Below are 22931 nucleotides of genomic sequence, written 5' to 3' on the forward strand. Positions count from 1 at the left end.
AGCCGCCCCGCGCAGATCCGTAGCTCTACTCAAACCCCGATAACGATTCTTGTGTGATAACTTCCTTACGTAATGAAGATCTCACATGATGATGAGCCGGTCTGGAAGGCGCTCGCGCACCCCGTGCGCCGGGCGGTGCTGGACGTGCTGCGGGCGGGGCCGCGCACGACCGGCGAGCTGGTCGCCGAGCTGGAAGCCGACCGGCACGTGCTGATGCAGCACCTCGGCGTGCTCCGCGCGGCCGACCTGGTCGTGGTGGAGCCGCGCGGGCGGCGGCGGGTGAACCACCTCAACCCGGTGCCCATCCAGCGCATCCACCGCCGGTGGGTCGCCGAGTTCGAGCAGCCGTGGGCCGCCGCGCTCGTCGGGCTGAAGGACAGCGTCGAGCGCGCCGGGCCGGACCGAGAGGAAGGCGAGGACGTTGGCTGACAGGGAACTCCTCCACGGCGTCACCATCGCGGCCCCGATCACCGCGGTGTGGGCCGAGCTGACCAAGCTCGACGGCAAGCAGCGCGCCATGATGGACGCCGTCCTGGACTCCGCGCTGGAGGTGGGCGCCCCGCTGTACTACCGCTCGCCCGACGGCACGCGCGTCTTCGTCGTCGGCCGCGTGGTCGCGCTCGACCCGCCGCGCCTGCTGTCGCACACCCAGCGCCTCACCATGCGCGACGACCCGTGGACCCTGGTCACCTGGGAGCTGGCCGAGGTCGACGGCGGCACCCGGGTGACACTGCGCAACTCCGGCTGGCCGCAGGACGCCACCAAGCTCCACAAGGTCGACGCGACCTGGAAGGGTGTCCTGGCCGCGCTCAAGGACGTGCTGGAGAACGGCGACATCGGCGCGGGCCTGAAGCTCCAGTACGCCATGATGCGCGCCTTCATGTGGGCGATGCCCGCGGGCACCAAGAGCGCCAACGTCCCCGAGCCGCCGCCGATCCCCGCGGGCTGACACGCCAGAAGGCCCGGTCCGAGGACATCGGACCGGGCCTTCTGGGAGTGCGCCGCCAGGGACTCGAACCCCGAACCCGCTGGTTAAGAGCCAGCTGCTCTGCCAGTTGAGCTAGCGGCGCTCGTTCTGACGGGAGAAAAGTTAGCACAGGGACGCGGCCGGTCAGAAATCGGGGGGTGGGTCGGGCAACCTGACCGCGCGCGCATACGTCCTACCGCTGTGCGGCACACTTGTTCGCACAGGTCAGAGTGAGGAAAGTGGGGGAGTATGCGGGGACGTACCGCCGTGGTCGCCGCCGTGCTCGTCGGACTGGCGGGGTGCACGTCGACGCCGGAATCGCAGGCGCCTGCCGGGCAGCAGGGGGATGTGACGACGACCACCACGACGACACCGCCGGAGCCGTTCAGCCTGAAGCTGACCCCGGCGGACAAGTCCGAGGACGTCGAACCCGGCGCCCCGGTGACCGTCGCCGTGGGCGGCGGCCTGCTGACCGAGGTCGTGCTGAAGAACGAGGCGGGCAAGGTCGTCAAGGGCGCCCTGTCCGGCGACGCTCGCACGTGGACGTCGTCGGAGCCCCTCGGCTACGGCAAGACCTACACCGCGACCGCGACCGCGCAGGACGCCGAGGGCAAGCCGAAGGAGTCCACCTCCACCTTCACCACCGCCCAGCCCGCCCGCACCTCGACCCTGTCGATGAACCCCCTCGACGGCCAGAAGGTCGGCGTCGGCCAGCCGCTGGCGTTCTACTTCAGCACCAACATCCGCGACAAGCCCGCGGCCGAGAAGGCCATCAAGATCACCACCGAGCCCGCCGCCGAGGGCGCCTACTACTGGTTCGACGACAGCACCGTCATGTGGCGCCCGCAGGAGTACTGGAAGTCGGGCACGAAGATCACCATCGACGCCCGCATCTACGGCAAGCACCTCGGCAACGGCACCTTCGGCGCCGAGGACCGCAAGGCCACGGTCACCATCGGCGACGCGGTGGTCATGAAGGCCGACGGCAAGACCCACAAGATGACGGTGTCGATCAACGGCAAGGTCGCCAAGACGATGCCGATCTCGATGGGCAAGCCCGGCTACGAGACCCCGGTGGGCACCTACGTGGTCATGAGCGAACACACCGACTACACAATGGACTCCTCGACCTACGGCGTCCCGACGGACGCGGCCGAGGGCTACCGCACGCACGTCGAGGTGGCCACCCGGATGTCCAACAGCGGCATCTTCTACCACTCCGCGCCGTGGTCGGTGGGGGACCAGGGCAAGCGGAACGTGAGCCACGGGTGCATCAACGTGTCCACGGAGAACGCGCGGTGGCTGCAGAAGATCTCGTCGAAGGGCGACGTGATCACGGTTTCCGGCTCGGGCGGCCCGAAGCTGGAGGTCTGGGACGGCCTGGGCGTGTGGCAGGTGCCGTGGGAGACCTGGAAAAAGGGCGGCGCGAAGTAGGACCTGGAACAGCAGGAACGCGAAGGGCCCCCGGCCGGGACAGCCGGGGGCCCTCGCTCGCGTCTACCGGTTTACGGCAGAGCGCCGGTGTAGCCCTGGATCCAGCTCTTGAACACCGTCACGTCACCGTAGATGGACGGGGCGACGGCGCACTGGGAGCCACCGCCGGAACGGCTGGTGGCGCCGATCAGCTGCCACGCGCCGCCGACCGACTTGATCTGCGGGCCACCCGAGTCGCCGTAGCAGGCGCCCGCGCGGCCGCCCGGGTTGCTGGTGCAGATCTCGACCGAGCCGGAGATGCCGGAGCAGCCGCTGTCGCTGACGATCGAGGTGTTCAGCTCCTGCAGGGTGATGGGAGCGCCGCAGGCGCCGCGGACCGGGCAGGTCTGGCCCCAGCCGATGATGCGGGTCGCGGTGCCGACCGGGCCCGCGGTGTCGGCGATGCGGACCGGGGCCTGGCCGACGCTGGTGCTGAGCTGCACCAGGGCGATGTCGTACGGGCCGCGGTAGGACGGGTGGATGATGATGCGCGAGGCCCGCGCCACCGTGCCGCCGCTGGTGCGGTTGGTGGTGCCGATGCGGGCCTGCGTGCTGGACGGGGACCTGCCCTGCACACAGTGGGCGGCGGTCACCACCCAGTTGGCCTTGATGAGCGAGCCGCCGCAGAAGTGACCGCCCGAGGTGGACTGCAGGGAAACCATGAAGCTGTAGGTCTGGGTGGCGTTGCCGCCCCCGACGATCATCGTGCCCATGTCGCTGTCGCTCGACGGAGGCGCGGCGGAAGCCGCGGTGGGCGCCGCGACGGCAGCCGCCGCCGCGATCAGGCCCACCAGCAGGGTGCGAATCTTCATTGCCTGGGACTCCTTCCATCCCCGGGGCCCTCGACCCGGCGATGCGACGGACGTTAGGAGTTCGACCGCTCGCTCGGCACCCGCTGACCGGTGTTCCCGATTGCCAGTCAACGATTCACCGGACTGGGAACACCGCCAAGCTCGCAGGTCCGCCCGGGCGCGGGCGCCAGACAGCGGATGATTCCCAGTTGGCCGATCACGCCCACTTTCGGTCGGTCGGGTCCCAGGTGCCGCCCCCGGGCCCGGCCGGCGCTCCAGCACATAGAGGGTCATCCGCTCTTGGGTGGTGCGCTTCTCGCGGCGGGCCCGGTTCCGCAGGTCGAGGTAAGCGCGGCCGTCGGGCGTCCCCGGGTGGGGCGGCTCATCCGGCGGACGCCACGGAGATGGCGGCGCGCACCGGGCCCAGCACGTTCATGGCGCGAGCCAGGTCCAGCAGGGTGCCGGGGCGGGCGTCGCGGCGGCGCAGGTAGCGGCGGAGTGCGCCGAGCGCGATGTTCTCCCCGAGGCGCAGGCGCAGGCGCATCATGTCGACGACGGTGCGCTCCGGTCCGTAGACCCTGACCGGCTCGCCGGGGGCGGCTTCCACGGTGGACGCGCCGAGGTCGAAGGTGGCGGTGGCGAAGCGGAAGACCTCGGTGGGCGGGTAGTCGATCCGTGGCGGCCGGTGCCCGCGCGGCACGGCGATCTGCACCTCTGCGGGGATCTCGTCGGTCAGGTCGTGCACTTGCAGCGCTGACACGCAGCACACCGCGGCCGCGGGCGTCCGGTGGGCGACGGCCAGCAGGTCCGGCCAGGTCGGGGTGGGCGCGTCCGCTCGGCGGAACACCCCTCTGGACAGCTCGACCACCTCGCCGTCGTCCCGCATCCGGTACAGCTCGCGCGGGTGCAGGCCACGCTCGCGCGCGGCGGCCGTGGTGAAGGTGGGGGGCAGCGGCCTGCTCATGGATAAGAATGTTGCCATGGAAGGGCCCAGTGGGGACGTTTCTATCCACTGCGGAGAGAGCGACCCGGGAAAGCGAAACGGCCCCCGGGGAACCGGAGGCCGCTCGACTGGGGTGAGTGACGGGACTTGAACCCGCGACATCCTGGACCACAACCAGGTGCTCTACCGTCTGAGCTACACCCACCATGCGCACGGCTGACCGTGCGGTAACCATGGTACCGGGTCTGGATACCGCCTTACGCCGGGGGGTTCACCCGCAGCGAGTCGGCGACCGACTTGGCCTCTTCGGTCGTCGGGCCGGGCTGGGGGACGAAGACGGTGCCGCGGTAGTAGCGCAGTTCGCGGATCGACTCCTGGATGTCGGCGAGGGCGCGGTGGGCGAGGCCCTTGTCGGGCTGGGCGTAGTAGACCCTCGGGTACCAGCGGCGGGCCAGTTCCTTGATCGAGGACACGTCGACCATGCGGTAGTGCAGATGGGCGTCGAGGGCCTGCATGTCGCGGGCGATGAAGCCGCGGTCGGTGGCGATGGAGTTGCCGCACAGCGGGGCCGAGCGGACGTCGGGGACGTACTGGCGGACGTACTCCAGGACCTTCTGCTCGGCGTCGGCCACCGTCAGCGTGGAGGCGCGGACCTCCTCGGTGAGCCCGGAGCGGGCGTGCATGTCGGCGACGACCTCGGGCATGGCGGCGAGGGCCTCGTCGGAGGCGTGGATGACCAGGTCGACGCCGTCGCCGAGGACGTTCAGCTCGGAGTCGGTCACCAGGGCGGCGATCTCGATGAGCGCGTCGTGGCCCAGGGAGAGGCCGGTCATCTCGCAGTCGATCCATACCAAGCGGTCCGTCACCCGACGTAGCTTAGCCGCACAGCCGACGGTGACCCTCCGCTGCCGCGCCGGTGTGCCGGTGTCCTTCCTCGGGCTGCGATCCAGCTCACCCCGACTTACGATCCCGCTGGTCAGCCGAGCCCGAGGAGGCACCCCACGGTGAGCAGCGCCCAGGAGATCGCCGCCGGATACGCCACCGAGGGGGCCGCGCTGGAACTCGGCTCGGTCGTCGTGGACGGGCAGGCCGACCCCGCCGCCGCCGTCCGCGTGCCGCTATCGATGGTCAACCGCCACGGGCTCGTCGCCGGGGCCACCGGCACCGGCAAGACCAAGACGCTGCAGGGCCTGGCCGAGCAGCTCAGCGCGCACGGCGTGCCCGTGGTGATGGCCGACATGAAGGGCGACCTGTCCGGCCTCGCCCAGGCGGGCACGGCCAACGACAGGATCACCGCCCGCGCCGCCGACACCGGCGACGACTGGGCGCCGACGGCCTTCCCCGTGCAGTTCCTCTCCCTCGGCACCGGCGGCGTCGGCGTGCCGGTCCGGGCCACGGTCACCGGGTTCGGGCCGCTGCTGCTGTCCAAGGTGCTCGGTCTCAACGACACCCAGGAGTCGACCCTCGGCCTGATCTTCCACTGGGCCGACAAGCAGGGGCTGCCGCTGCTGGACACCAAGGACCTGCGCGCCGTCATCACTCACCTGACCAGCGACGAGGGCAAGGCCGACCTCAAGGGCATCGGCGGGGTGTCCAGCGCGACCGCCGGGGTCATCCTGCGCGCGCTGGCCAACCTGGAGTCCCGCGGCGGCGAGGAGTTCTTCGGCGAGCCCGAGCTCGACATCGCCGACCTGATGCGCCTCGACGGCGGCCGGGGCGTGGTGAGCCTGCTGGAGCTGGGCAACGTCCAGGCCGACCCGGCGCTGTTCTCCACGTTCCTGATGTGGCTGCTGGCCGAGCTTTTCGAGGAGCTGCCCGAGGAGGGCGACCTCGACAAGCCCAAGCTGGTGTTCTTCTTCGACGAGGCCCACCTGCTCTTCGCCGACGCGTCCAAGGCGTTCCTGGAGCGCATCGAGCAGACCGTGAAGCTGATCCGGTCCAAGGGCGTCGGGGTGTTCTTCTGCACCCAGCTGCCCACCGACGTCCCCAACGCCGTGCTCTCCCAGCTCGGCGCCCGGGTGCAGCACGCCCTGCGCGCCTTCACCCCCGACGACCAGAAGGCCCTGGCCAGGACGGTCAAGACCTACCCCACGACCAAGCACTACGAACTGGATCAAGCGCTCACCTCGCTGGGCACCGGTGAGGCGATCGTCACGGTGCTCTCGGAGAAGGGCGCCCCGACCCCGGTCGCCTGGACCAGGCTGCGCGCGCCGCGCTCCCTGATGGACACCATCGGCGCTGACGCGATCCGCCAGTCCGCCGCCTCGTCCGCCCTGCACGGCAAGTACGCCGAGACCGTCGACCGCGAGTCCGCCTACGAGCGCATGGCCGCCAAGGTCGCCCCGCCCCCGCCCGCCCAGGCAGAGCCGTCCTCGCCGTCCTCGCCGCCCTCGCAGCCTCCGCCGCCTCCTCCCACGGAGGAGAAGGACGAGCCCGGCTTCTTCGAGAAGGTGATGGGCAACAGCGCCGTCAAGCAGTTCCTGCGCTCGGCGGCGGGCACGCTCGGCCGCGAGATCAGCCGCGGCGTCTTCGGCACGCGCAGGCGCAGGTAGTCCACTCGGCGTAGCAGGTGTGGCGGGTCGGCCCGCGATCGATCACTCTTGCGGGCATGGGAAAGGACGTCGACCAGACGGAGTTCACGCGCGCCGACCGCCAGCGCTTCCGGCAGAAGGTCCGGCAGTGCCTCGACGTGTTCGCGCGCATGCTGGCCGAGTCGAAGTTCGACGCGGGCAGGCCGATGGCGGGCATCGAGGTCGAGCTGAACCTCGTCGACGCCGACGGGCAGCCGTCGATGCGCAACGCCGAGGTGCTCGACGCCATCGCCGACCCGGCGTTCGTGCCTGAGCTGGGCCGGTTCAACATCGAGATCAACGTCCCGCCGCAGCGGCTGGAGCCCAGCGGGCTGGCGGTGTTCGAGCAGCGGGTCCGCGACGACCTCAACGCCGCCGAGGCCAAGGCCGCCGACATCGGCGCGCACATCGCGATGGTGGGCATCCTGCCGACGCTGCGCCAGCAGCACACCTCACACGCCGCGCTCTCGGAGAACCCGCGCTACCGGCTGCTCGACCAGCAAGTCTTCGCCGCCCGCGGGGAGGACCTGACGATCGCCATCGCCGGGGCCGAGCGGCTGGCCACCCAGGCGGAGTCGATCGCGCCGGAGGCCGCCTGCACGAGCGTGCAGTTCCACCTGCAGGTCGCCCCGGACGACTTCGCCCGGTTCTGGAACGCCAGCCAGGTGATCGCCGGGCCGCAGGTGGCGCTGGGGGCGAACGCGCCGTACCTGTTCGGCAAGCAGCTGTGGGCCGAGACCAGGATCGCGCTGTTCGAGCAGGCCACCGACACCCGCCCGGACGAGCTCAAGGCCCAGGGCGTGCGGCCCAGGGTGTGGTTCGGCGACCGGTGGATCACCTCGATCTTCGACCTGTTCGAGGAGAACGTGCAGTACTTCTCGGCGCTGCTGCCGGTCTCCTCCGACGAGGACCCGGCCGAGGTGCTGGCCCGCGGCGACGTCCCGGAGCTGCACGAGCTGCGCATGCACAACGGCACCGTCTACCGCTGGAACCGGCCGATCTACGACGTGGTGCGCGGTCGCCCGCACGTGCGCATCGAGAACCGGGTGCTGCCCGCGGGCCCCTCGGTGGTCGACACGATGGCCAACGGCGCGTTCTACTTCGGCCTGGTGCGCGGCCTGGCCGACCAGGACCGTCCGCTGTGGACGCAGATGAGCTTCTCCGCCGCCGAGGACAACTTCCACGCCGCAGCCCGCAACGGCATCGACGCGCGGTTGTACTGGCCCGGCGTCGGTGAGGTGCCGCTGACCGAGCTGGTGCTGCGGCGGCTGCTGCCGCTGGCCCACCAAGGCCTGGACGCCTGGGGCGTGGCGCCCGAGGACCGCGACCGGCTGCTCGGCGTCATCGAGCAGCGCTGCCTGACCGGCCGCAACGGCGCGACCTGGCAGGTGGCTACGGTGCGCTCGCTGGAGGAGTCGACGTCGATGGACCGGGGGCAGGCGCTGGCCGAGATGACCCGCCGCTACCTGGACCTGATGCACGAGAACCGCCCGGTGCACGAGTGGCCGACCTGAGGAGGAACGGCCCGAGCAGGCCCGGCAGGGCGTCGTCGGCCAGGCGCACCCCGGCCGATTCGCCGATGTCGGTCACCGCGTAGTGCCCGCTGCCCGCCGCGGTCACGGCGGTGACGGTGATGAGCCCGGCCCGGCGTTGAAACAGCGTCTGGTCGAAGCGCCAGCCGATGATGCCGGTGCGCTGCAGGGCCACCGTCCTGCGGTCCAGTGAGCCGTGCCGGGAGACCAGGTGGCGCTCGGTCAGCCCGTGGCCGAGGTTGCGGTAGCGGTCGAGTCCGATGAGGACGGCCAGCGGCGTCAGCCCGGCCGCGGCGGTCCACAGCGGCGGCCAGTCCGCCGTCGCGGCGAGCACGCCCAGAACGGCGGCCAGCGCGAGCGGGCCCGCCACGGCGCGCACGAGGCGGCGGGTGCGGGCGGCGGCCGGGTGCCGGGCCAGCGGGGCCGTGGTCGGGGTCTCGGGCAGCCGCAGGACCTCGGCGGCGACCCGGTGCGACTCGGCCCTCGGTGACGGCGGGACCAGCAGGCTGCCGCCCGCCTGGCGCACGCCGAGGCCGGTGGTGACGGCGGTGAGCCGGGCGCCGCGCGCGGCGCGCAGCAGCAGCGGCTCGTGCAGGGCGACCCCGCGCAGGCGCTGCTCCTCGATGGACACCGAGCGGGTGGTCAGCAGGCCGCGGCGGGCCCGGATGGTGCCGTCGGCGTGGCGGGTCAGGCGGAAGCCGTGGTTCTGCAGCGCGTAGGTCAGCAGCGAGGCGAGCGTGGACAGCGCGACCACGGCGAGGGTGGCGACCAGCAGCACGGCGGGCAGCGGCGTCGCGGTGACCCAGTCGGCCAGCCCCCGCAGCGCGGCGACCTCGGAGAAGCGCAGGTCCAGCTCGTTGACCAGGTTCATCCCGAAGCCGACCGCGACCGCGACGCCGATCAGGCCCGACAGCGACAGCGGCGCGTAGCGGTACCAGCGCCGGTCCAGCCGGGTGATCTCGGCCAGCTCGTCGGCGGACGCGGCCCCGCCGGGGGCACCGGCGGCGGGCTCGGCCGCCTGACCGGCGGGCGCGGCCCTGCGGCGCTGGAGGAACACCTCGCGCAGCCGCTCCGCCTCGGCGGTGGTGACCGCGTCGAGCGCGACGCCCTCGCCCGCCTGCCGCTCCTGGTGGCCGGTGCCGACGCGCACCGCGGACAGGCCGAACAGCCGGTGGCCGAGCTTGGCTGTCAGGTCGACGGTGCGGATGCGCTCGCGCGGGATGGACTTGCGCTGGCGGAACAGCACCCCGGTGTGCAGCTCGACCTGGCTGTCGGTGATCCGGTACTTCGTCGTCAGCCAGGCGAACAGGCCGTAGAGGATGATCAGGGCGACGGTGCCGACGCCGACGACGACCCGCCAGGTCTCCACGTTGCCGAGGAACACCAGCGCGAACAGCAGCGGCAGCAGGCCGATCAGCTCGTTGAGCGGCTTGACCACGATCATCCTCGGGTCGAGCCTGCCCCACTCCGGCGGCGGCTCGGCGACCGGCGGCGCGGCGGGCAGATCGGTCACGTCGCGTCCCCCGGCACCGCCTGCGTGGTGGCCGACAGCTCGTCCACGATCCGGGCCGCGACGTCGGTGTCCAGGCCCTCGATCTTCACCGGGCCCGCCGCCGAGGCCGTGGTCACCGTGACGGTGGCCAGGTTCAGCGCCTGCTGCAGCGGTCCGCGCTGGGTGTCGACGGTCTGGATGCGCGAGACCGGGGCCAGCCGCCACTGCTGGCTGACCCACCCGGAGCGGGTGAACACCGCTTCCGGCGTGGTCTCCCAGCGGTGCACCCGGTAGCGCCAGGTCGGCATCACCGCGGTGTGCAGCACCGCCACGCCGCCGAGCGCGGCGAGCGCCGGTCCCTGCCAGGCGTGGCCCGCGAAGGCCCACCACCCCGCGAGCGCGCCGAGCGCGACCACCCAGCCGATCGCCGCGCTCAGGGTCCAGTGCAGCACCGCCCTCTTGCTCACCAGGTTGGCCGGGGCCCTCAGCCGGTACACGCCGTCGTCCACGCCGACCAGTCTGCCCGTCGGCGAGGTCATCCGACGTCACCCCACGGGCGGAGCGGCCGTCCGCCGCGCGGCTATCGGCCGCGCAGCCCCCGCCACAGCGGCCGGACGACAGCGCTCACCAGCACCGCGGCCGGGTGCTCGGCGCGGGTGCGGGCCTCGGGCGCGGACTCCGGGGTCAGCCGGTGGGCGAGGTTGAGCGCCTGCCGGTGCAGCGCCGGGCTGAGCGCGCGCAGCAGCTCCAGGGCCAGCCCCTCCGGCCGCTGCACGACCTCGGCGGTGCCCTCCAGCGCGTCGATGATCATGCGGGCCGCGGTGTCCGGGGAGAACGCGGGCACGCTGCGGTAGGCGTCCGTCGCCTTGATCATCGGGGTGCGGACCAGCGGCATGCGCACCGAGCAGAAGGTGACGCCGTCGGCCAGCAGCTCGCGTCCCGCGGCACGGCCGAAGTGCTCCAGCGCGCCCTTGGAGGCCAGGTACGCGGCGAAGCGCGGGGTGTCGGACTGCAGGCCCATCGTGGTCACGTTGACGATCCGGCCGAAGCCGCGCGAGCGCATGCCCGGCAGCAGGCCCAGCGTCAGGCGCAGCGGGGCGAAGTAGTTCAGCGACATCGTGCGCTCGAAGTCGTGCATGCGGTCCACCGACAGGTGCACCGAGCGGCGGATGGAGCGGCCCGCGTTGTTGACCAGCATGTCGACCGCGCCCAGGTCCTTGACCAGCGCGTCGACCGCGTCGGCGTCGGTCAGGTCGCACGGGTGCGTGCGCGCCGAGCCGCCCGCGGTGGTGATCAGCCCGGCCACCTCGGCCAGCTCGTCGGCGCGGCGGGCGATGAGCAGCACGTGCGCGCCGCGCGCGCCGAGCGCCAGCGCGGTGGCCCTGCCGATGCCCGAGGACGCCCCCGTCACCGCGACCCGCCTGCCGCGCAGGCCGCGCCCGGCGCGCTCGGGGTCCAGGTGCTCGGACCAGTGCCGGACCAGGCGCGCGGCGTAGGTGGCGAACGGCGGCAGGCGCACCGCTCCCGCCAGCGCCGCCTCGGTGGCGGTGGAGTCGAACACTGTCGGCATGTCCAGGTGCGGCACGACCTCGGCCGGGACGCCCGTCTCGGCCAGGGCCGCGGCGAGCGCGGGGCCGGGCCGGAGCGCGGGCAGGCGCACCGGCAGGGTCACGGCGACGCGCGGCGCGCCGAGGGCGTCGGCGAAGGCGTTGTAGACCTCGGTGGTGGGCTGCCTGCCGTTGTGGGTCAGGTGGTAGGTCGTGCCGTTCGGGGCCTCGACGTGCATGAGGTGGGCCATCGCCTCGACCACGTAGTCGACCGGGACGACGTTGGTCGCGCCGAGGTCGGGCAGCACCAGCGGCAGCGCGCGGGGCAGGCGGGCGAGCCGGGCGATCGCGGGCAGGAAGTAGTACGGGCCGTCGACCTTGTCCATCTCGCCGGTGCGCGAGTCGCCGACCACGGCCGCGGGCCGGTAGATCCGGTACGGGACGCGGTCCTGCGCGCGGACCAGCTTCTCCGCGGCGAACTTGGTCGCGTGGTAGGGGGAGTGGTGGCGCTGGCCGAGGTCGAAGTCGCGCTCGGTGAACCGGCCGCGGTGATCGCCGGCGACCGCGACGGAGGACACGTGGTGGAACAGCCGCGCGCCCGCCGACGCGGCGAAGTCGACCGCGTTGGCGGTGCCGCCGACGTTGACCGCCTGGTTGTCGGCGGCCGCGGCGGTGAGGTCGTAGACGGCGCCGAGGTGCACGACGTGGTCGACCGGGGGCAGCGGGTCGAGGCCGAGGCCGGGCTCGCGCAGGTCGCCGACGACCGGCACGACGCGCTGGTCCCCGGCGGGCAGCTTCGGCAGGGACCGGGCCCGCACCAGCACGTGCACCGCGGTCGTCCCCGGTCGGGCGAGCAGCCGCTCGACCAGCCGTCGCCCGAGGAACCCGGTCGCGCCGGTCACGAAGTACGTCGTCATCCCGTGCCTCCTCGCACGGGATTCTGCCATTACCTACTCGACGGTAGGAAGTCCTGTGGCGGGTCGGGTCAGCGGTCGGCCTCCACCGAGGCGTCCACGACCGCGTCGCGCAGCGCCGCCCGCAGCCTGCCCACGTCCAGCGGTGAGAACACCGCCGTCTCCCCCGGCGGCGCGACGAGCACCACCCGCCCCTGGCGGACGAAGATCGTCACGTCCCGGCGCCGACCCGCGATGTCGCGGCAGTGGACCGTCCATTCCCGGCTGCTCACCGTGCCCCACCCTCTCTGCTCCCCGACGTGCTGTGTGCCCTGCCGCTAGTGCGACGCGCACGGTAACGAGCCGTGACGGGAGGAAGTGACGTCAATTCCGCGATCTGCCCGGGAATCGCCGCCGACCCGGCTGGACCGGCGCGATCCTGACCGTCTCCTGGGATCCGACCGGGTCGAAGCGCTCGGTCCGCGACTGCAGCACGTAGCGGCCCGGTCTGCGCTTGGTCGGCCTGAGCACCGCGAACGACAGCAGCCCCGCCCCGGACATGGCGGCGATCACCGCGGCCATCGGCACCGCGCTCGCCGAGTCCCCGATGCCGACCAGCGGCGCGGCGAGGCCGCCGATGAGGAACTGCACGAGGCCCAGCAGCGCCGAGGCCGTGCCCGCCCGCGAGCCGTGGTCGGCCATGGCGAGCGCGGTCGCGTTCGGATTGACCACGCCCAGGCTGGCCACCACCAGGAACATCGGTGGCAGCAGGTACGCCAGCGGCAGCTCCAGCAGCGCCGCGGCCAGCACGCCCCCGCCCGCCAGCGCCGAGAGCACCAGCCCGGCGGCGAGCAGCGCGCGCGGGCTGAACCAGCGCAGCAGCAGCCGGTTGAGCTGCGTGAACACCATCAGGCCCAGGGCGTTGGCGCCGAAGACGAAGCTGTACTGCTGCGGGGTCAGGCCGTGCAGCTCCTGCAGGACGAACGGCGATCCGGCGATGTAGGCGAACATCGCCGCGGAGACGAACCCGATCGAGGTCGTGTACGCGACGAAGGTGCGGTCGGTGGCCACCCGCGCGTAGGTGCGCATGATCCCGCGCGGGTCGGCGGGCCTGCGCCGCTGCGGCGGCAGCGTCTCGCGCAGGCAGACCGCGGCGGCCACCAGGAGCGCGACGCCGAAGTAGGCGAGCACCACGAACACGCCCGACCACGTCGACCAGCGCAGCACCTGCGCCCCGATGACCGGGGCCAGGATCGGCGCGAGGCCGGAGACGAGCATCAGCATCGAGAGGAACCGGGCCATCGCCGGGCCGGTGAACAGGTCGCGCACCGCCGCGCGGGCGATCACGACACCGGCCGCGGCGCTGACACCCTGCGCGAAGCGCAGACCCACAAGGGTGAAAACCGACGGGGCGATCGCGCAGAGCAGCGACGCCGCCGCGTACCCGATCAGACCAGCCAGCAGGGGCGCGCGCCTGCCGTAGGCGTCCGAGAGCGGACCGAAGACCGCCTGCCCGGCGGCGAGGCCGATCATGAAGGCGGTCAGGGTGAGCTGGACCTGGGCCTGGCCGGTGCCGAGGCGCTCGGCGATCTCCGGGAACGCGGGCAGGTACATGTCGATGGACAGCGGGCCGAAAGCGGAGAGTCCGCCGAGCAGGAGGGCCAATCGGACTCTCACCCATCGCGACGGTCCACTCACCCGATCAGTCTATGACCCTCGACGAACGAGGGTTACCGGCAGTCCGCTGTCTGGTCCACACTGGGTTGGTACATCCATCCGTCAGCACTGATCACCCTGGGATTCCCTTGGCGGGTCGACTGGGCACCCGGTCGGTGACTTGACAGACTGGGCGCCCCACACGCGCAAGGGGAGGGGGAGCCATGGCCCAGCCGGTCGACGCGGCCCTCGCCGACGCCGCGCGCCTCACCGCGGCGGGCCGGGCCCCGGCCGCCATCGAGGTCCTGCGGCCCGTCATCGCCGAGCACCCCGACCACCCGGGCGCCTGGTGCAACCTGGCCGCTGCGTTCCTGGACGTCGGCGAGCCGCAGCGCTGCCTCGACGCGGCCAAGCGTGCGATCACCCTGGGCGAGCCCGCCTGGGCGCACCGCCTGGCCAGCCTCGCGCTCACCGAGCTGGGCAGGCACGAGGAGGCGGCCATCTCCGCCCGCGAGTCGGCCCGGCGCACCCCCGGCGACTGGCGCGGCTACGTCGCCCTCGCCGAGGCGCTGGCCCCCATCGCCCCGGCCGACGCGCTCACCGCCGCCCGCCGCGCGGTCGCCATCGCCCCCGACGAACCCCGCACGCACGAGGTGCTCGGCGCCACCGCGGAGAAGGCGGGCGAACCCGACGCCGCGCGCGCGGCCTACCAGGACTCGCTGCGCATCGACCCGGGCAACGACGACGTGCGCGCCGCCCTGACCCGTCTGGGCAAGCCCCACCGCAACGGCAACAGCAACGGGAACGGGGCGCGCTTCGGCGATGTCCCGTGGGAGCGGGTCACCGCCTGGCAGGAGGCCGTCCCCGACGAGCCGGACTGGACGCTGGTCGAGCCCGAGCCCGAACCCGTCCGCGAGGAGCCGGGGCGCTTCAGCAAGGGACCCGGCCGCAAAGCCAGGCGACCGGCGGCCGCGGGCGCGACCCGCGCCGCCGCCCCGGTCGCCGAGCAGTCCGACGAGGTCCCCGAGCCCGACCCCGCTCCCGCGGTCGACGAGCCGCGGCCCGAGCCCGCCGCGGCCCGTCCGCGCCGCTCCCGCTTCGGGCGCTCCCAGCGGATCGGCCTGTGGATCGCGCAGCGGCGCGCGTCCGGTTGGCTGGCCGCAGGCGGGTTCGTCCTCATGATCGCGGGCATGCCGTCGCCGACCCGGCTGCTGGCGTGGTTCTCCGCGGCGCTGGCCGTGGCGGTGGTCGTGGTGGCGGGCATGGCGGTGTTCAAGCTCCCGCCCGAGATCCGCGCGACCCCGTCCTTCCTGTGGGCCCAGGACAGGCTGATGGCCGTCGGCGGCGCGCTGCTGGGCCTCGGCGTGGCGCTGCTGGCAGGCTGGACGCTGGCGCTGGCCTTCGGCGCGGGCGGGCTCGGCCTGCTCACCCCGGTGGTCATCCTCGGGCTGCTGGGCTTCGGCGTCGGCTCCCTCGGCATGTGGCGCATCCGCCGCCGCCGGTGACAGACTCGCGCCCGACCCGCCCCCGGACGGCAAGGGACCCGATGGCGCACTTCGGCGACTACCAGAGCGAGATCTACCTGCAGGGCCTCGGCGGCGCGACCCCGCCGTTCACCACCGACGGCGTCCGGCTGGAGGAGGCGGCCCGCGAGAAGCTGGAGCCGGCCCCGTTCGGCTACGTCGCGGGCGGCGCCGGGTCGGGGGCGACGGTGCGGGCCAACCGCGCCGCCTTCGACCGCTGGTCCCTGGTGCCGAGGATGCTGGCCGAAGCGACCGAGCGCGACCTGTCCACCACGGTCCTGGGCACCGCGATGCCCGCGCCCGTGCTGCTCGCGCCCGTCGGCGTCCAGTCGATCGTGCACCCCGACGGCGAACTGGCCACCGCGCGCGCCGCCGCCGCGCTGGGTGTGCCGATGGTGCTCTCCACGGTGTCCTCGTACTCGATGGAGGAGGTCGCCGAGGTCGGCGGCCCGCGCTGGTTCCAGCTGTACTGGCCCAACGAGCCCGACGTGTGCGCGAGCCTGCTGCACCGCGCCAAGGCCGCCGGGTACGAGGTCCTCGTCGTCACCCTCGACACCTGGACCCTCGCCTGGCGCCCGACCGACCTCGACCAGGCCTACCTGCCGTTCCTGCGCGGGATGGGCCTGGCCAACATCTTCTCCGACCCGGCGTTCCGCGCCGCTCTGGCCGCGCCGCCGGAGGACGACCAGCCGATGGCGATCCTGCGCTGGGTGTCGCTGTTCACCGGCCAGGACAAGAGCTGGGACCGCCTGGCGTTCCTGCGCGAGCACTGGGACGGCCCCATCGTCCTCAAGGGCGTGCAGCACCCCGACGACGCCCGCCGCGCCGCCGACGAGGGCATGGACGGCGTCGTGGTGTCCAACCACGGAGGCCGCCAGGTCGACGGCGCGGTCGCCGCGCTGGAGGTGCTGCCGGAGATCGCCGCGGCCGTGGGATCGCGGATGTCGGTGCTGTTCGACTCCGGCGTCCGCACCGGAGCCGACGTCGTCAAGGCGCTGGCACTCGGTGCGGACGCGGTGCTGCTCGGACGGCCGTACGTCTACGGCCTCGGCCTCGGCGGCGAGGCGGGCGTGCGCCACGTCTTGCGCGGCCTGCTCGCCGAGACGGACCTGACGATGGCGCTCTGCGGGAAGAAGTCCTTGTCCGAAGTGGACTCGACACTGCTCAGGTGAGCGCCCGGTAGGCGGCGATGACCCCGACCATGTCGTCGCCGCCCCGGCCCCTGGCCACGGTGTCGGTGAACAGGCCGAGGCAGACCTCCATCAGCGGCAGGGGGATGTCCCGCGCGCGAGCGGCGTCGATGACGAGGCGGTTGTTCTTGAGCACGTCGGAACAGGCCGCCTGCACGGAGAAGTCGCCGCTGACGACCTTGGCCGTCTTGGCCCGGGAAACGCCGGAGGACATCGGCCCCGCGTCGATGATCTCCGCCACCTTCCCGGCGTCGAGCCCGGCCCGTTCGGCGAAGCTGAACGCCTCGACCAGCCCGGTGGCCATGGTGATCAGGAAGGTGTTGACGGCGAACTTCATCAGCAGCGCGCCGGGCACCGGCCCGCAGTCGACCACCTTGGCGCACAGGGGTTCCAGCAGCGCGGTGATGTCGCGGTCCCCGGAGACCATGGCGACGAGCTGCCCCGCTTCAGCGGGCCCGCGCGAGCCGGAGACGGGGGCTTCGACGTAGGCGCCGCCCGCGGCGGTGATGTCGCCGTGGAGGGCTGCGGAGTACTCGGCTGACAGGGTGCCCATCTGCACCACCGTGCGGCCCTTCACCCGTCCGGCGAAGGTGGGTCCGTCGCGGTCGAGCACGGCGTCGGTGGCGGGCTCGTCGATGAGCATGAGGAAGACGGTCCCCGCGGCGGCGAACACGTCGGCGGCGGTGTCGGCCCGCCTCGCCCCGGCCTCGACCAACGGCCCACACTTCTCGGCGGTCCTGTTCCAGACGGTGAGCCCGTGGCCCGCGCGGAGCAGGTTGAGCGCCATGGGGGTGCCCATGACGCCCAGCCCGATGAATCCCAGTTCGGTCATGCCCCGTTTCTACCGCGCCGCCGTGAGATCATGGGCGTCCTCGACGGAAGGGCGCTGGGTGCGGTGGCCGTGGTGGCGCCGGAGATCGCACACGACGAGGGTGTGCCAGGCGCGGGAGTTGTTCGGGTGCCTTCAGTGTCCTGCTGCCCATACGGTGACGGTGGCGATGGCGTGGTGGTCGGTGAAGCGGACCGACTCCAGGAACGCGACTGTGCCTCGCCGGGTGAGAAGGCAGTACGAGGCGTTCTCGGTGATGCGGACGCGGCCTGCGCCCGCGCGGTCGGCGAGGTCGGCGCACGCGGTGGCGGTGGGGTGGGTGGAGGAGGTCCATTCGGCGACCAAGCCGGTGGGGGTGGAGTACATGGAGCCCGCGTACAGCTCGCCCTGCGGGGTCATGGAGCCGACCGGGGGGACGAAGTCGACGGAGTAGGACGTCTGGGGGGAGGTGTCGCGGCGGGGCGGGGTGGTGTCGATGTTGGTGTGGTGCAGGGCGCGTTCGGCGGAGTAGGTCTGTTGGTAGGTGGGGGAAGCGGGCGGGAGAGCTGGGGGAGTGGTCGGTGGGGCGGTGAAGGTGGGGGTGGGTGGGTTGGAGGCGGGCGAGGTGGAAAGGGAGGAGGTTGGGGTGGTGGCGGGTGGAGGTGAGGAGGGGGCGGGTGAGGTTGCCGATGAGGGGGAGGGAGGCAGGGCGGCGGCGGGGGTGGTGGGTCTGGCGATGGTGACGGCGAAAACCAGGGCGGCGATCAGGGCGATGGCGACGAAGGCGAGTGCGGCGTAGAGGACGCGGACGTCGAGTTTCGGGGAGTTGACGGTGATGTCGCGGCCCGCCAGGTTGGCGGTGCCGGTGAGGTCGCCGCCGATGTGGGCCTTGTTCTCCACCTCGTCCGGGTTCCCCATGATCCGATGGTAGAGGTCACTTCGCCTCGGCGTAGCAGTCGACGATCACCGCCTGGAGGGGGAAGAGCACCGGGGTGGGGCCGAAGACCAGGGCGGTGGCCTCCTCCGCGGCGGCGGCGAACTCGGCGGCCACCCAGGTCGCCTGTTCGGCGGGGCAGTGGGCGATGACCTCGTCGTGCTGGAAGAAGACGATGGCGGCGGTGGAGGCGGCCAGGCGGCGGCGCAGGGCGGCCAGCAGGGTCAGTGCCCAGTCGGCCGCGCTGGCCTGGACGACGAAGTTGCGGGTGAAGCGGCCCCAGTCGCGGGCGGCGCGGCGGCCCGCCGACTCCTCGGTGGCGGTCAGCTCGCGCCAGGCGTCGCTCGGGGGTGGGCTGGTGCGGCCAAGGCGCGAGCGCACGACGCGGCCCTGTTCGCCTGCGCGCGCGGCCTGCTCGACGTACTCCACCGCCTGGGGAAAGCGTTTGCGCAGCACCGCGAGCAGGGGGCCCGCCTCGCCGCTGGTGCCGCCGTACATGGCCGAGAGCATGGCGATCTTGGCCCGGCCGCGGTCACCGGCGAAGGCGTCGGCGGCGAGGCTGGTGTACAGGTCCACCGACGCCGACACCTCGGCGAAGCGGCGGTCGCCGGAGAGCGCGCCGAGCACGCGCGGCTCCAGCTGGGCGGCGTCGGCGACCACCAGTGACCAGCCCGGATCGGCCCGGACCGCGGTGCGCAGCAGCTTCGGCAGCTGCAATGCCGCGCCGCCGCGGGTGGCCCAGCGCCCCGACACGACCCCGCCGACGACGTACTCCGGTCGGAAGCGCCCGTCCCGCACCCAGCTCTCCAGCCACGACCACCCGTGCGCGACGTACAGCCGCGACAGCTCCTTGTACTCCAGCAGCGGCTCCACCGCCGGGTGGTCGACCTCGCGCAGCACCCACGCGCGCGTGGACGGGATCTCCACGCCCTCCTTGGCGAACGCGGTGACGATGCTCGCCGGGGCGTCGGGGTTGACCGCGCGCCCGCCGAAGGCCGCGGTGATCCGGTCGGCCAGGGCGGCGAGCTTGGCCGGGCGCGCGCCCTGGGCCGGGCGCGGCCCGAGCGTGTCGGCCAGCAGTTCGGCGTGGACGTCGACGCGCCAGGGCAGGCCGTGGTGGGTCATCTCCGCGGCCGCCAGCGCACCGGCCGACTCCGCCGCGGCCAGCAGCCGCAGGCGGTCGGGGTGCGCCGTCGCGGCGGCGCGGCGCTCCTGGTCGGCGTGGACGGCGACCATGGCGTCGAGCACGTCGACCCCGGCGGGCGCGGTGCCGCGGTCGGGCTCGAAGAGGGTGGGCTGCTCGCCGCGCGAGAGCGGCCGGGGGTCGGGCGGCTCGGCGCCGCCGTGCAGGCGGGCCCAGGCGGCGGCGAGGTTGCGCGGGCGGCGCGGGGTCTCGGCGAAGTTGAGCAGCAGCGCCTCGGTGAGGGCGAGGTCGTGGCAGCGCCCGATCCGCACGCCGCGCTCCAGCAGCGGCGGGTAGAACTCCTCCGCGGCCTGCACGAGCCAGCGCGGCGCGCTCTCCCGTTCGACGCGTTCGACCCAGGCCGCGAGGTCGCCGACCGCCACCACCTCGCCTGCCACCTTCGCCCGGCCTCCGCCGTCCTCGGTCGGGCTCACCGCCACCAGCACGGCTCGATTGTGCGCCACCCCACCGACACAGTCCGCACCCCTGGATTTGTTCCGCAGGCCAGAGTTCCGCCGGCCCGGTTGACGGCCCCCGCCCCGCCGGGGCACGGTGCTACTGGCGAGTAGCTCCGTGGAGGTGGGTGTGACCGGCTTGGTGGGCAAGGCCGTGGTGGCGGTGCGCGGCGTCGAGGTCATGCGGAAGGCGGGCCTGGTCCCGCTGGCCCGGCCCGACCACGTGCTCAAGTCGGCGCTGGCGGTGCGCCGCTACGGTCCGATCGCGGGTGCGGCCCGGGTCGCGGCGACCCGGGACCGGGCGGCGGTGGGCCTGGTCGACGACCTGGGGCCGCTGACCTTCCACCAGCTCGACCTGCGCTCCAACGCCCTGGCCCGCGCGCTGGGCGAGCGCGGCGTCGGGGCCGGGTCGGTGGTCGCGCTGCTGGCCCGCGACCACCGGGGGGCGGTGGAGACCATGCTCGCCGCCGGGAAGCTCGGGGCGCGGCTGCTGCTGATGAACACCGGGTTCGCCCGCCCGCAGCTGGTCGACGTCGCCGAGCGCGAGGGCGTCACCGTCTTCATCCACGACGAGGAGTTCGCCGACCTCGCCGACGCGCTGCCCGAGGACATCCCCCGCTACCTCGCCTGGGGCTGCGCGGCGAACTCGCTGGAATCGCTGATCGCGGCCACGGACGACGCCCCGGTCCGCGCGCCCGCCGAACCCGGCGGCATGGTGCTGCTGACCAGCGGCACCACCGGCACCCCGAAGGGCGCCCCGCGCCAGGTCCGCTCCCCGCTGGCGGCCGCGCAGTTCCTCGACCGGGTGCCGCTGCGCGCCCGCGAGTGCACGGTGCTCGGCGCGCCGCTGTTCCACGCGACCGGGCTCTCGCAGTTCATCCTGTCCTTCGCGCTCGGCTCGGCGGTGGTGCTGCGGCGCAGGTTCGACCCGGAGACGGTGCTGGCCGACATCGCCGCGAACCGGGCGAGCGCGGTCGTGCTCGTGCCGACGATGCTCCAGCGCATCCTCGACCTCGGCCCGGACGTCCTCGCCGCGTACGACACGTCCTCGCTGCGGATCGTCTTCGTGTCCGGCTCAGCGCTGTCGCCGGAGCTGGGCAACCGCGCCACGAAGGCCTTCGGCGAGGTCATCCACAACCTGTACGGGTCGACCGAGGTGGCGGTGGCCGCGGTGGCCACGCCCGAGGACTGGAAGGCCGCGCCCGGCACCGTGGGCAAGCCCCCGGTCGGCTGCCGGGTGGTGCTCTACGACGCGGGCGGCAGGCCCGTCACCGAGCCGGGGGCCACGGGTCGGGTGTTCGTCGGCAGCGGCCTGAGCTTCGCCGGGTACACCGACGGGCGCACCAAGGACATGATCGATGGGCTGCTCTCCAGCGGCGACATCGGCCACTTCGACGCCGAGGGCAGGCTGTTCATCGACGGCCGCGACGACGACATGATCGTCTCCGGTGGGGAGAACGTCTTCCCCGGCGAGGTCGAGAACGTGCTGGTCGAGTACCCGGGGGTGGTCGAGGCCGCGGTGGTCGGCGTGCCCGACGAGCGGTTCGGGCAGCGGCTCAAGGCGTACGTGGTGGTGGGTGATCCGTCTCGGGTCACCGCCGACGACCTGCGCGAGCACGTGAAGGGGACGCTGGCGCGCTTCAAGGTGCCCCGGGACGTGGTGTTCCTGGACGAGCTGCCGCGCAACGCCACCGGCAAGCTCCTGCGCGGTCGGCTCAGCGCCCTGGGGTAGCGGGTCAGCGGATGGGGCGGTAGCGGACGTCGACCTCGCCGCCGCCTTCGCGGGCCAGGCGCACCGGAGCGGCGCCGGGGTTGGAGTACAGGCGGATTCCGTCGCCGAGGAGGACGGGGGCGATGTGCAGGTCGATCTCGTCAAGCAGGCCCCGGTCGAGGAGCTGGCGGCCGATGTCGGCGGAGAAGACCTCGACGTTCTTGCCGTCGGCGGCCTCCAGGGCGATGCGCACCGCTTCGGCGACATCGCAGTCGAGGAAGGTGACGCCCGCGACCGGGGTGGCGTCCTCGGGGTGGTGGGTGAGGACGAACAGCGGGCCCTGCCAGGCGCCGCCGTAGATGCCCGACGGGTCGGGGTAGGCGTCCCAGCCGTCGCGGCCGCCGAGCACCGCGCCGGTCGTGCTCGCGTACTCCTCGACCAGGCCGTCGCGGAACTCGGTGCCCGCCATCCAGTCCATGCCGTGGCCCGGGGCGGCGACGAACCCGTCCAGCGACATCGTGAAGTGCCAGAGCACCTTCCCGCCCGCCGTCTGCGGCTCCATGACAGCTCCCATCTGCTTGCGATTCGCAACCGGTTTCGCGACGCTAGTCAAGCCGATGGCGACTCGCAACCAATGGGAGGTGGCCGGTGCGGCAGCCCGATCAGCGCCTGCCGACCAAGCCGTCCAAAGTGGTCAGAAGCACCTCGGCGAGGGCGTCGAGGTCGCCCCGGCCGCGGCCGGTCCACTCGATGGTCAGCTCCTCGGCGAAGGCCCACCACGCGCGCACCGACAGCTCGACCACCTCATCCGGCGACTCCAGGCCCAGCGCGTCCAGGGTGCGCTCGGTCAGCGCTGTCTGCGTCTCGTCGTGCACCGCGCGGACCCAGTCGCCCTGGCCGCCGGCGCGGAACAGGCCGACGTACTGCGAGCGCCGCCTGGTCAGGAACGCGATGTAGCCCTCAACTATCGCGCGCAGCCGCTGCGGGCCCGGCGCGTCCTGGTCGACCCGGGTGGCCCGCAGCATCCTGCGGCCGGCCGCGCGCACCACCTCGACGTAGAAGTCCTGCTTGGTGGGGAAGTAGTGGAACAGCAGGCTGCGCGCGATCCCGGCCTCGGCGGCCACGTCGTCGACGGTGATGGCGTGGATCGGCCGGGTGGTCAGCATGCGCAGGCCGATGCCGACGAGCTGGCGGCGGCGGTCCTCGGCGGTGCGCCGGGTCCTGGTGGGCCGCGTCACCGGGGTCATGGTCCTCCTGCTGTTG

At 73.1% G+C, this 22931-nt stretch carries 20 protein-coding genes, 2 tRNA genes and 1 pseudogene; 8 read left to right on the plus strand and 15 right to left on the minus strand.

The features are described from left to right. Positions 1–72 precede the first annotated feature (72 nt). Entirely contained in the window at positions 73–429 is a 357-nt protein-coding gene (locus ACFPM7_RS18395; RefSeq protein ID WP_378248870.1) for an ArsR/SmtB family transcription factor, read from the plus strand. Then, the gene (locus tag ACFPM7_RS18400) at positions 422–949 is read left to right on the plus strand and encodes an SRPBCC domain-containing protein (RefSeq protein ID WP_378248871.1); all 528 of its coding nucleotides are present in this window, start codon (positions 422–424) and stop codon (positions 947–949) included. The genes ACFPM7_RS18395 and ACFPM7_RS18400 overlap by 8 nt, the downstream gene beginning before the upstream one ends. Before the next feature lie 48 nt (positions 950–997). Here ACFPM7_RS18400 and ACFPM7_RS18405 read toward each other — a convergent pair. After that, positions 998–1070: transfer RNA gene (locus tag ACFPM7_RS18405), tRNA-Lys, on the minus strand. A 146-nt stretch (positions 1071–1216) separates the two neighbouring features. On the opposite strand from ACFPM7_RS18405, the gene ACFPM7_RS18410 reads away from it, so the two are divergent. Next, positions 1217–2401: a L,D-transpeptidase gene (locus tag ACFPM7_RS18410; RefSeq protein ID WP_378248872.1), complete on the plus strand. Its 1185-nt coding sequence runs from the start codon at positions 1217–1219 to the stop codon at positions 2399–2401. Between the two features lie 71 nt (positions 2402–2472). On the opposite strand, the gene ACFPM7_RS18415 is transcribed toward ACFPM7_RS18410, so the two are convergent. The 4 genes from ACFPM7_RS18415 to orn all read right to left on the minus strand — a co-directional run bounded on the left by ACFPM7_RS18415 (position 2473) and on the right by orn (position 5040). Next, the gene (locus ACFPM7_RS18415) at positions 2473–3252 is read right to left on the minus strand and encodes a S1 family peptidase (protein WP_378248873.1); all 780 of its coding nucleotides are present in this window, start codon (positions 3250–3252) and stop codon (positions 2473–2475) included. A gap of 361 nt (positions 3253–3613) precedes the next feature. Beyond that, positions 3614–4195 carry a type IV toxin-antitoxin system AbiEi family antitoxin domain-containing protein gene (locus tag ACFPM7_RS18420; protein WP_378248874.1) on the minus strand — a complete coding sequence of 194 codons (582 nt, stop codon included), beginning with the start codon at positions 4193–4195 and terminating at the stop codon, positions 3614–3616. A 108-nt stretch (positions 4196–4303) separates the two neighbouring features. After that, positions 4304–4379 (minus strand) — tRNA-His (locus tag ACFPM7_RS18425). Positions 4380–4431: 52 nt separating this feature from the next. Next, a complete protein-coding gene (gene orn, locus ACFPM7_RS18430; RefSeq protein WP_378248875.1) occupies positions 4432–5040 on the minus strand; it encodes an oligoribonuclease in 609 nt (202 codons plus the stop codon). A gap of 138 nt (positions 5041–5178) precedes the next feature. Between orn and ACFPM7_RS18435 the strand changes: the two genes are divergently transcribed. Together ACFPM7_RS18435 and ACFPM7_RS18440 are read left to right on the plus strand one after the other, a co-directional pair. After that, a complete protein-coding gene (locus tag ACFPM7_RS18435; protein ID WP_378248876.1) occupies positions 5179–6726 on the plus strand; it encodes a helicase HerA-like domain-containing protein in 1548 nt (515 codons plus the stop codon). Between the two features lie 56 nt (positions 6727–6782). Beyond that, positions 6783–8258: a glutamate-cysteine ligase family protein gene (locus ACFPM7_RS18440; protein WP_378248877.1), complete on the plus strand. Its 1476-nt coding sequence runs from the start codon at positions 6783–6785 to the stop codon at positions 8256–8258. Positions 8259–8328: 70 nt separating this feature from the next. On the opposite strand, the pseudogene ACFPM7_RS18445 reads toward ACFPM7_RS18440, so the two are convergent. The 5 genes and pseudogenes from ACFPM7_RS18445 to ACFPM7_RS18465 all read right to left on the minus strand — a co-directional run. Next, a pseudogene (locus ACFPM7_RS18445) lies at positions 8329–9720 on the minus strand (PH domain-containing protein); the annotation flags it as partial. Positions 9721–9785: 65 nt separating this feature from the next. Beyond that, positions 9786–10307: a PH domain-containing protein gene (locus tag ACFPM7_RS18450; RefSeq protein WP_378248878.1), complete on the minus strand. Its 522-nt coding sequence runs from the start codon at positions 10305–10307 to the stop codon at positions 9786–9788. A 41-nt stretch (positions 10308–10348) separates the two neighbouring features. Beyond that, positions 10349–12232, minus strand: a complete 1884-nt coding sequence (locus tag ACFPM7_RS18455) for an SDR family oxidoreductase (protein ID WP_378248879.1) — start codon at positions 12230–12232, stop codon at positions 10349–10351. A 68-nt stretch (positions 12233–12300) separates the two neighbouring features. After that, positions 12301–12501 carry a hypothetical protein gene (locus ACFPM7_RS18460; RefSeq protein ID WP_378248880.1) on the minus strand — a complete coding sequence of 67 codons (201 nt, stop codon included), beginning with the start codon at positions 12499–12501 and terminating at the stop codon, positions 12301–12303. A gap of 91 nt (positions 12502–12592) precedes the next feature. Further along, positions 12593–13885: a multidrug effflux MFS transporter gene (locus ACFPM7_RS18465; protein WP_378248881.1), complete on the minus strand. Its 1293-nt coding sequence runs from the start codon at positions 13883–13885 to the stop codon at positions 12593–12595. Positions 13886–14088: 203 nt separating this feature from the next. On the opposite strand from ACFPM7_RS18465, the gene ACFPM7_RS18470 reads away from it, so the two are divergent. Further along, a complete protein-coding gene (locus ACFPM7_RS18470; protein ID WP_378248882.1) occupies positions 14089–15369 on the plus strand; it encodes a tetratricopeptide repeat protein in 1281 nt (426 codons plus the stop codon). A 41-nt stretch (positions 15370–15410) separates the two neighbouring features. Further along, the gene (locus ACFPM7_RS18475; RefSeq protein WP_378248883.1) at positions 15411–16559 is read left to right on the plus strand and encodes a lactate 2-monooxygenase; all 1149 of its coding nucleotides are present in this window, start codon (positions 15411–15413) and stop codon (positions 16557–16559) included. On the opposite strand, the gene ACFPM7_RS18480 is transcribed toward ACFPM7_RS18475, so the two are convergent. The 3 genes from ACFPM7_RS18480 to ACFPM7_RS18490 all read right to left on the minus strand — a co-directional run bounded on the left by ACFPM7_RS18480 (position 16552) and on the right by ACFPM7_RS18490 (position 19948). Then, positions 16552–17409 (minus strand): NAD(P)-dependent oxidoreductase, encoded by an 858-nt coding sequence (locus tag ACFPM7_RS18480; protein ID WP_378248884.1) that lies wholly within the window; start codon positions 17407–17409, stop codon positions 16552–16554. The genes ACFPM7_RS18475 and ACFPM7_RS18480 overlap by 8 nt on opposite strands. Before the next feature lie 132 nt (positions 17410–17541). Then, entirely contained in the window at positions 17542–18303 is a 762-nt protein-coding gene (locus ACFPM7_RS18485; RefSeq protein ID WP_378248885.1) for a hypothetical protein, read from the minus strand. A gap of 16 nt (positions 18304–18319) precedes the next feature. Then, positions 18320–19948, minus strand: coding sequence for a bifunctional 3'-5' exonuclease/DNA polymerase (locus ACFPM7_RS18490; protein WP_378248886.1), 1629 nt, complete (start codon positions 19946–19948; stop codon positions 18320–18322). 190 nt (positions 19949–20138) lie between these two features. Here ACFPM7_RS18490 and ACFPM7_RS18495 point away from each other — a divergent pair, with 190 nt between their 5' ends. Beyond that, positions 20139–21689 carry an acyl-CoA synthetase gene (locus ACFPM7_RS18495; protein ID WP_378248964.1) on the plus strand — a complete coding sequence of 517 codons (1551 nt, stop codon included), beginning with the start codon at positions 20139–20141 and terminating at the stop codon, positions 21687–21689. Between the two features lie 4 nt (positions 21690–21693). On the opposite strand, the gene ACFPM7_RS18500 is transcribed toward ACFPM7_RS18495, so the two are convergent. Further along, the gene (locus ACFPM7_RS18500; RefSeq protein WP_378248887.1) at positions 21694–22230 is read right to left on the minus strand and encodes a dihydrofolate reductase family protein; all 537 of its coding nucleotides are present in this window, start codon (positions 22228–22230) and stop codon (positions 21694–21696) included. 100 nt (positions 22231–22330) lie between these two features. Beyond that, complete coding sequence (locus ACFPM7_RS18505) at positions 22331–22915, minus strand: TetR/AcrR family transcriptional regulator (RefSeq protein ID WP_378248888.1); 585 nt, start codon at positions 22913–22915, stop codon at positions 22331–22333. Positions 22916–22931 lie beyond the last annotated feature (16 nt).

This window comes from Actinokineospora guangxiensis (genome assembly GCF_042657845.1).
GTDB classification, from domain to species: domain Bacteria; phylum Actinomycetota; class Actinomycetes; order Mycobacteriales; family Pseudonocardiaceae; genus Actinokineospora; species Actinokineospora guangxiensis.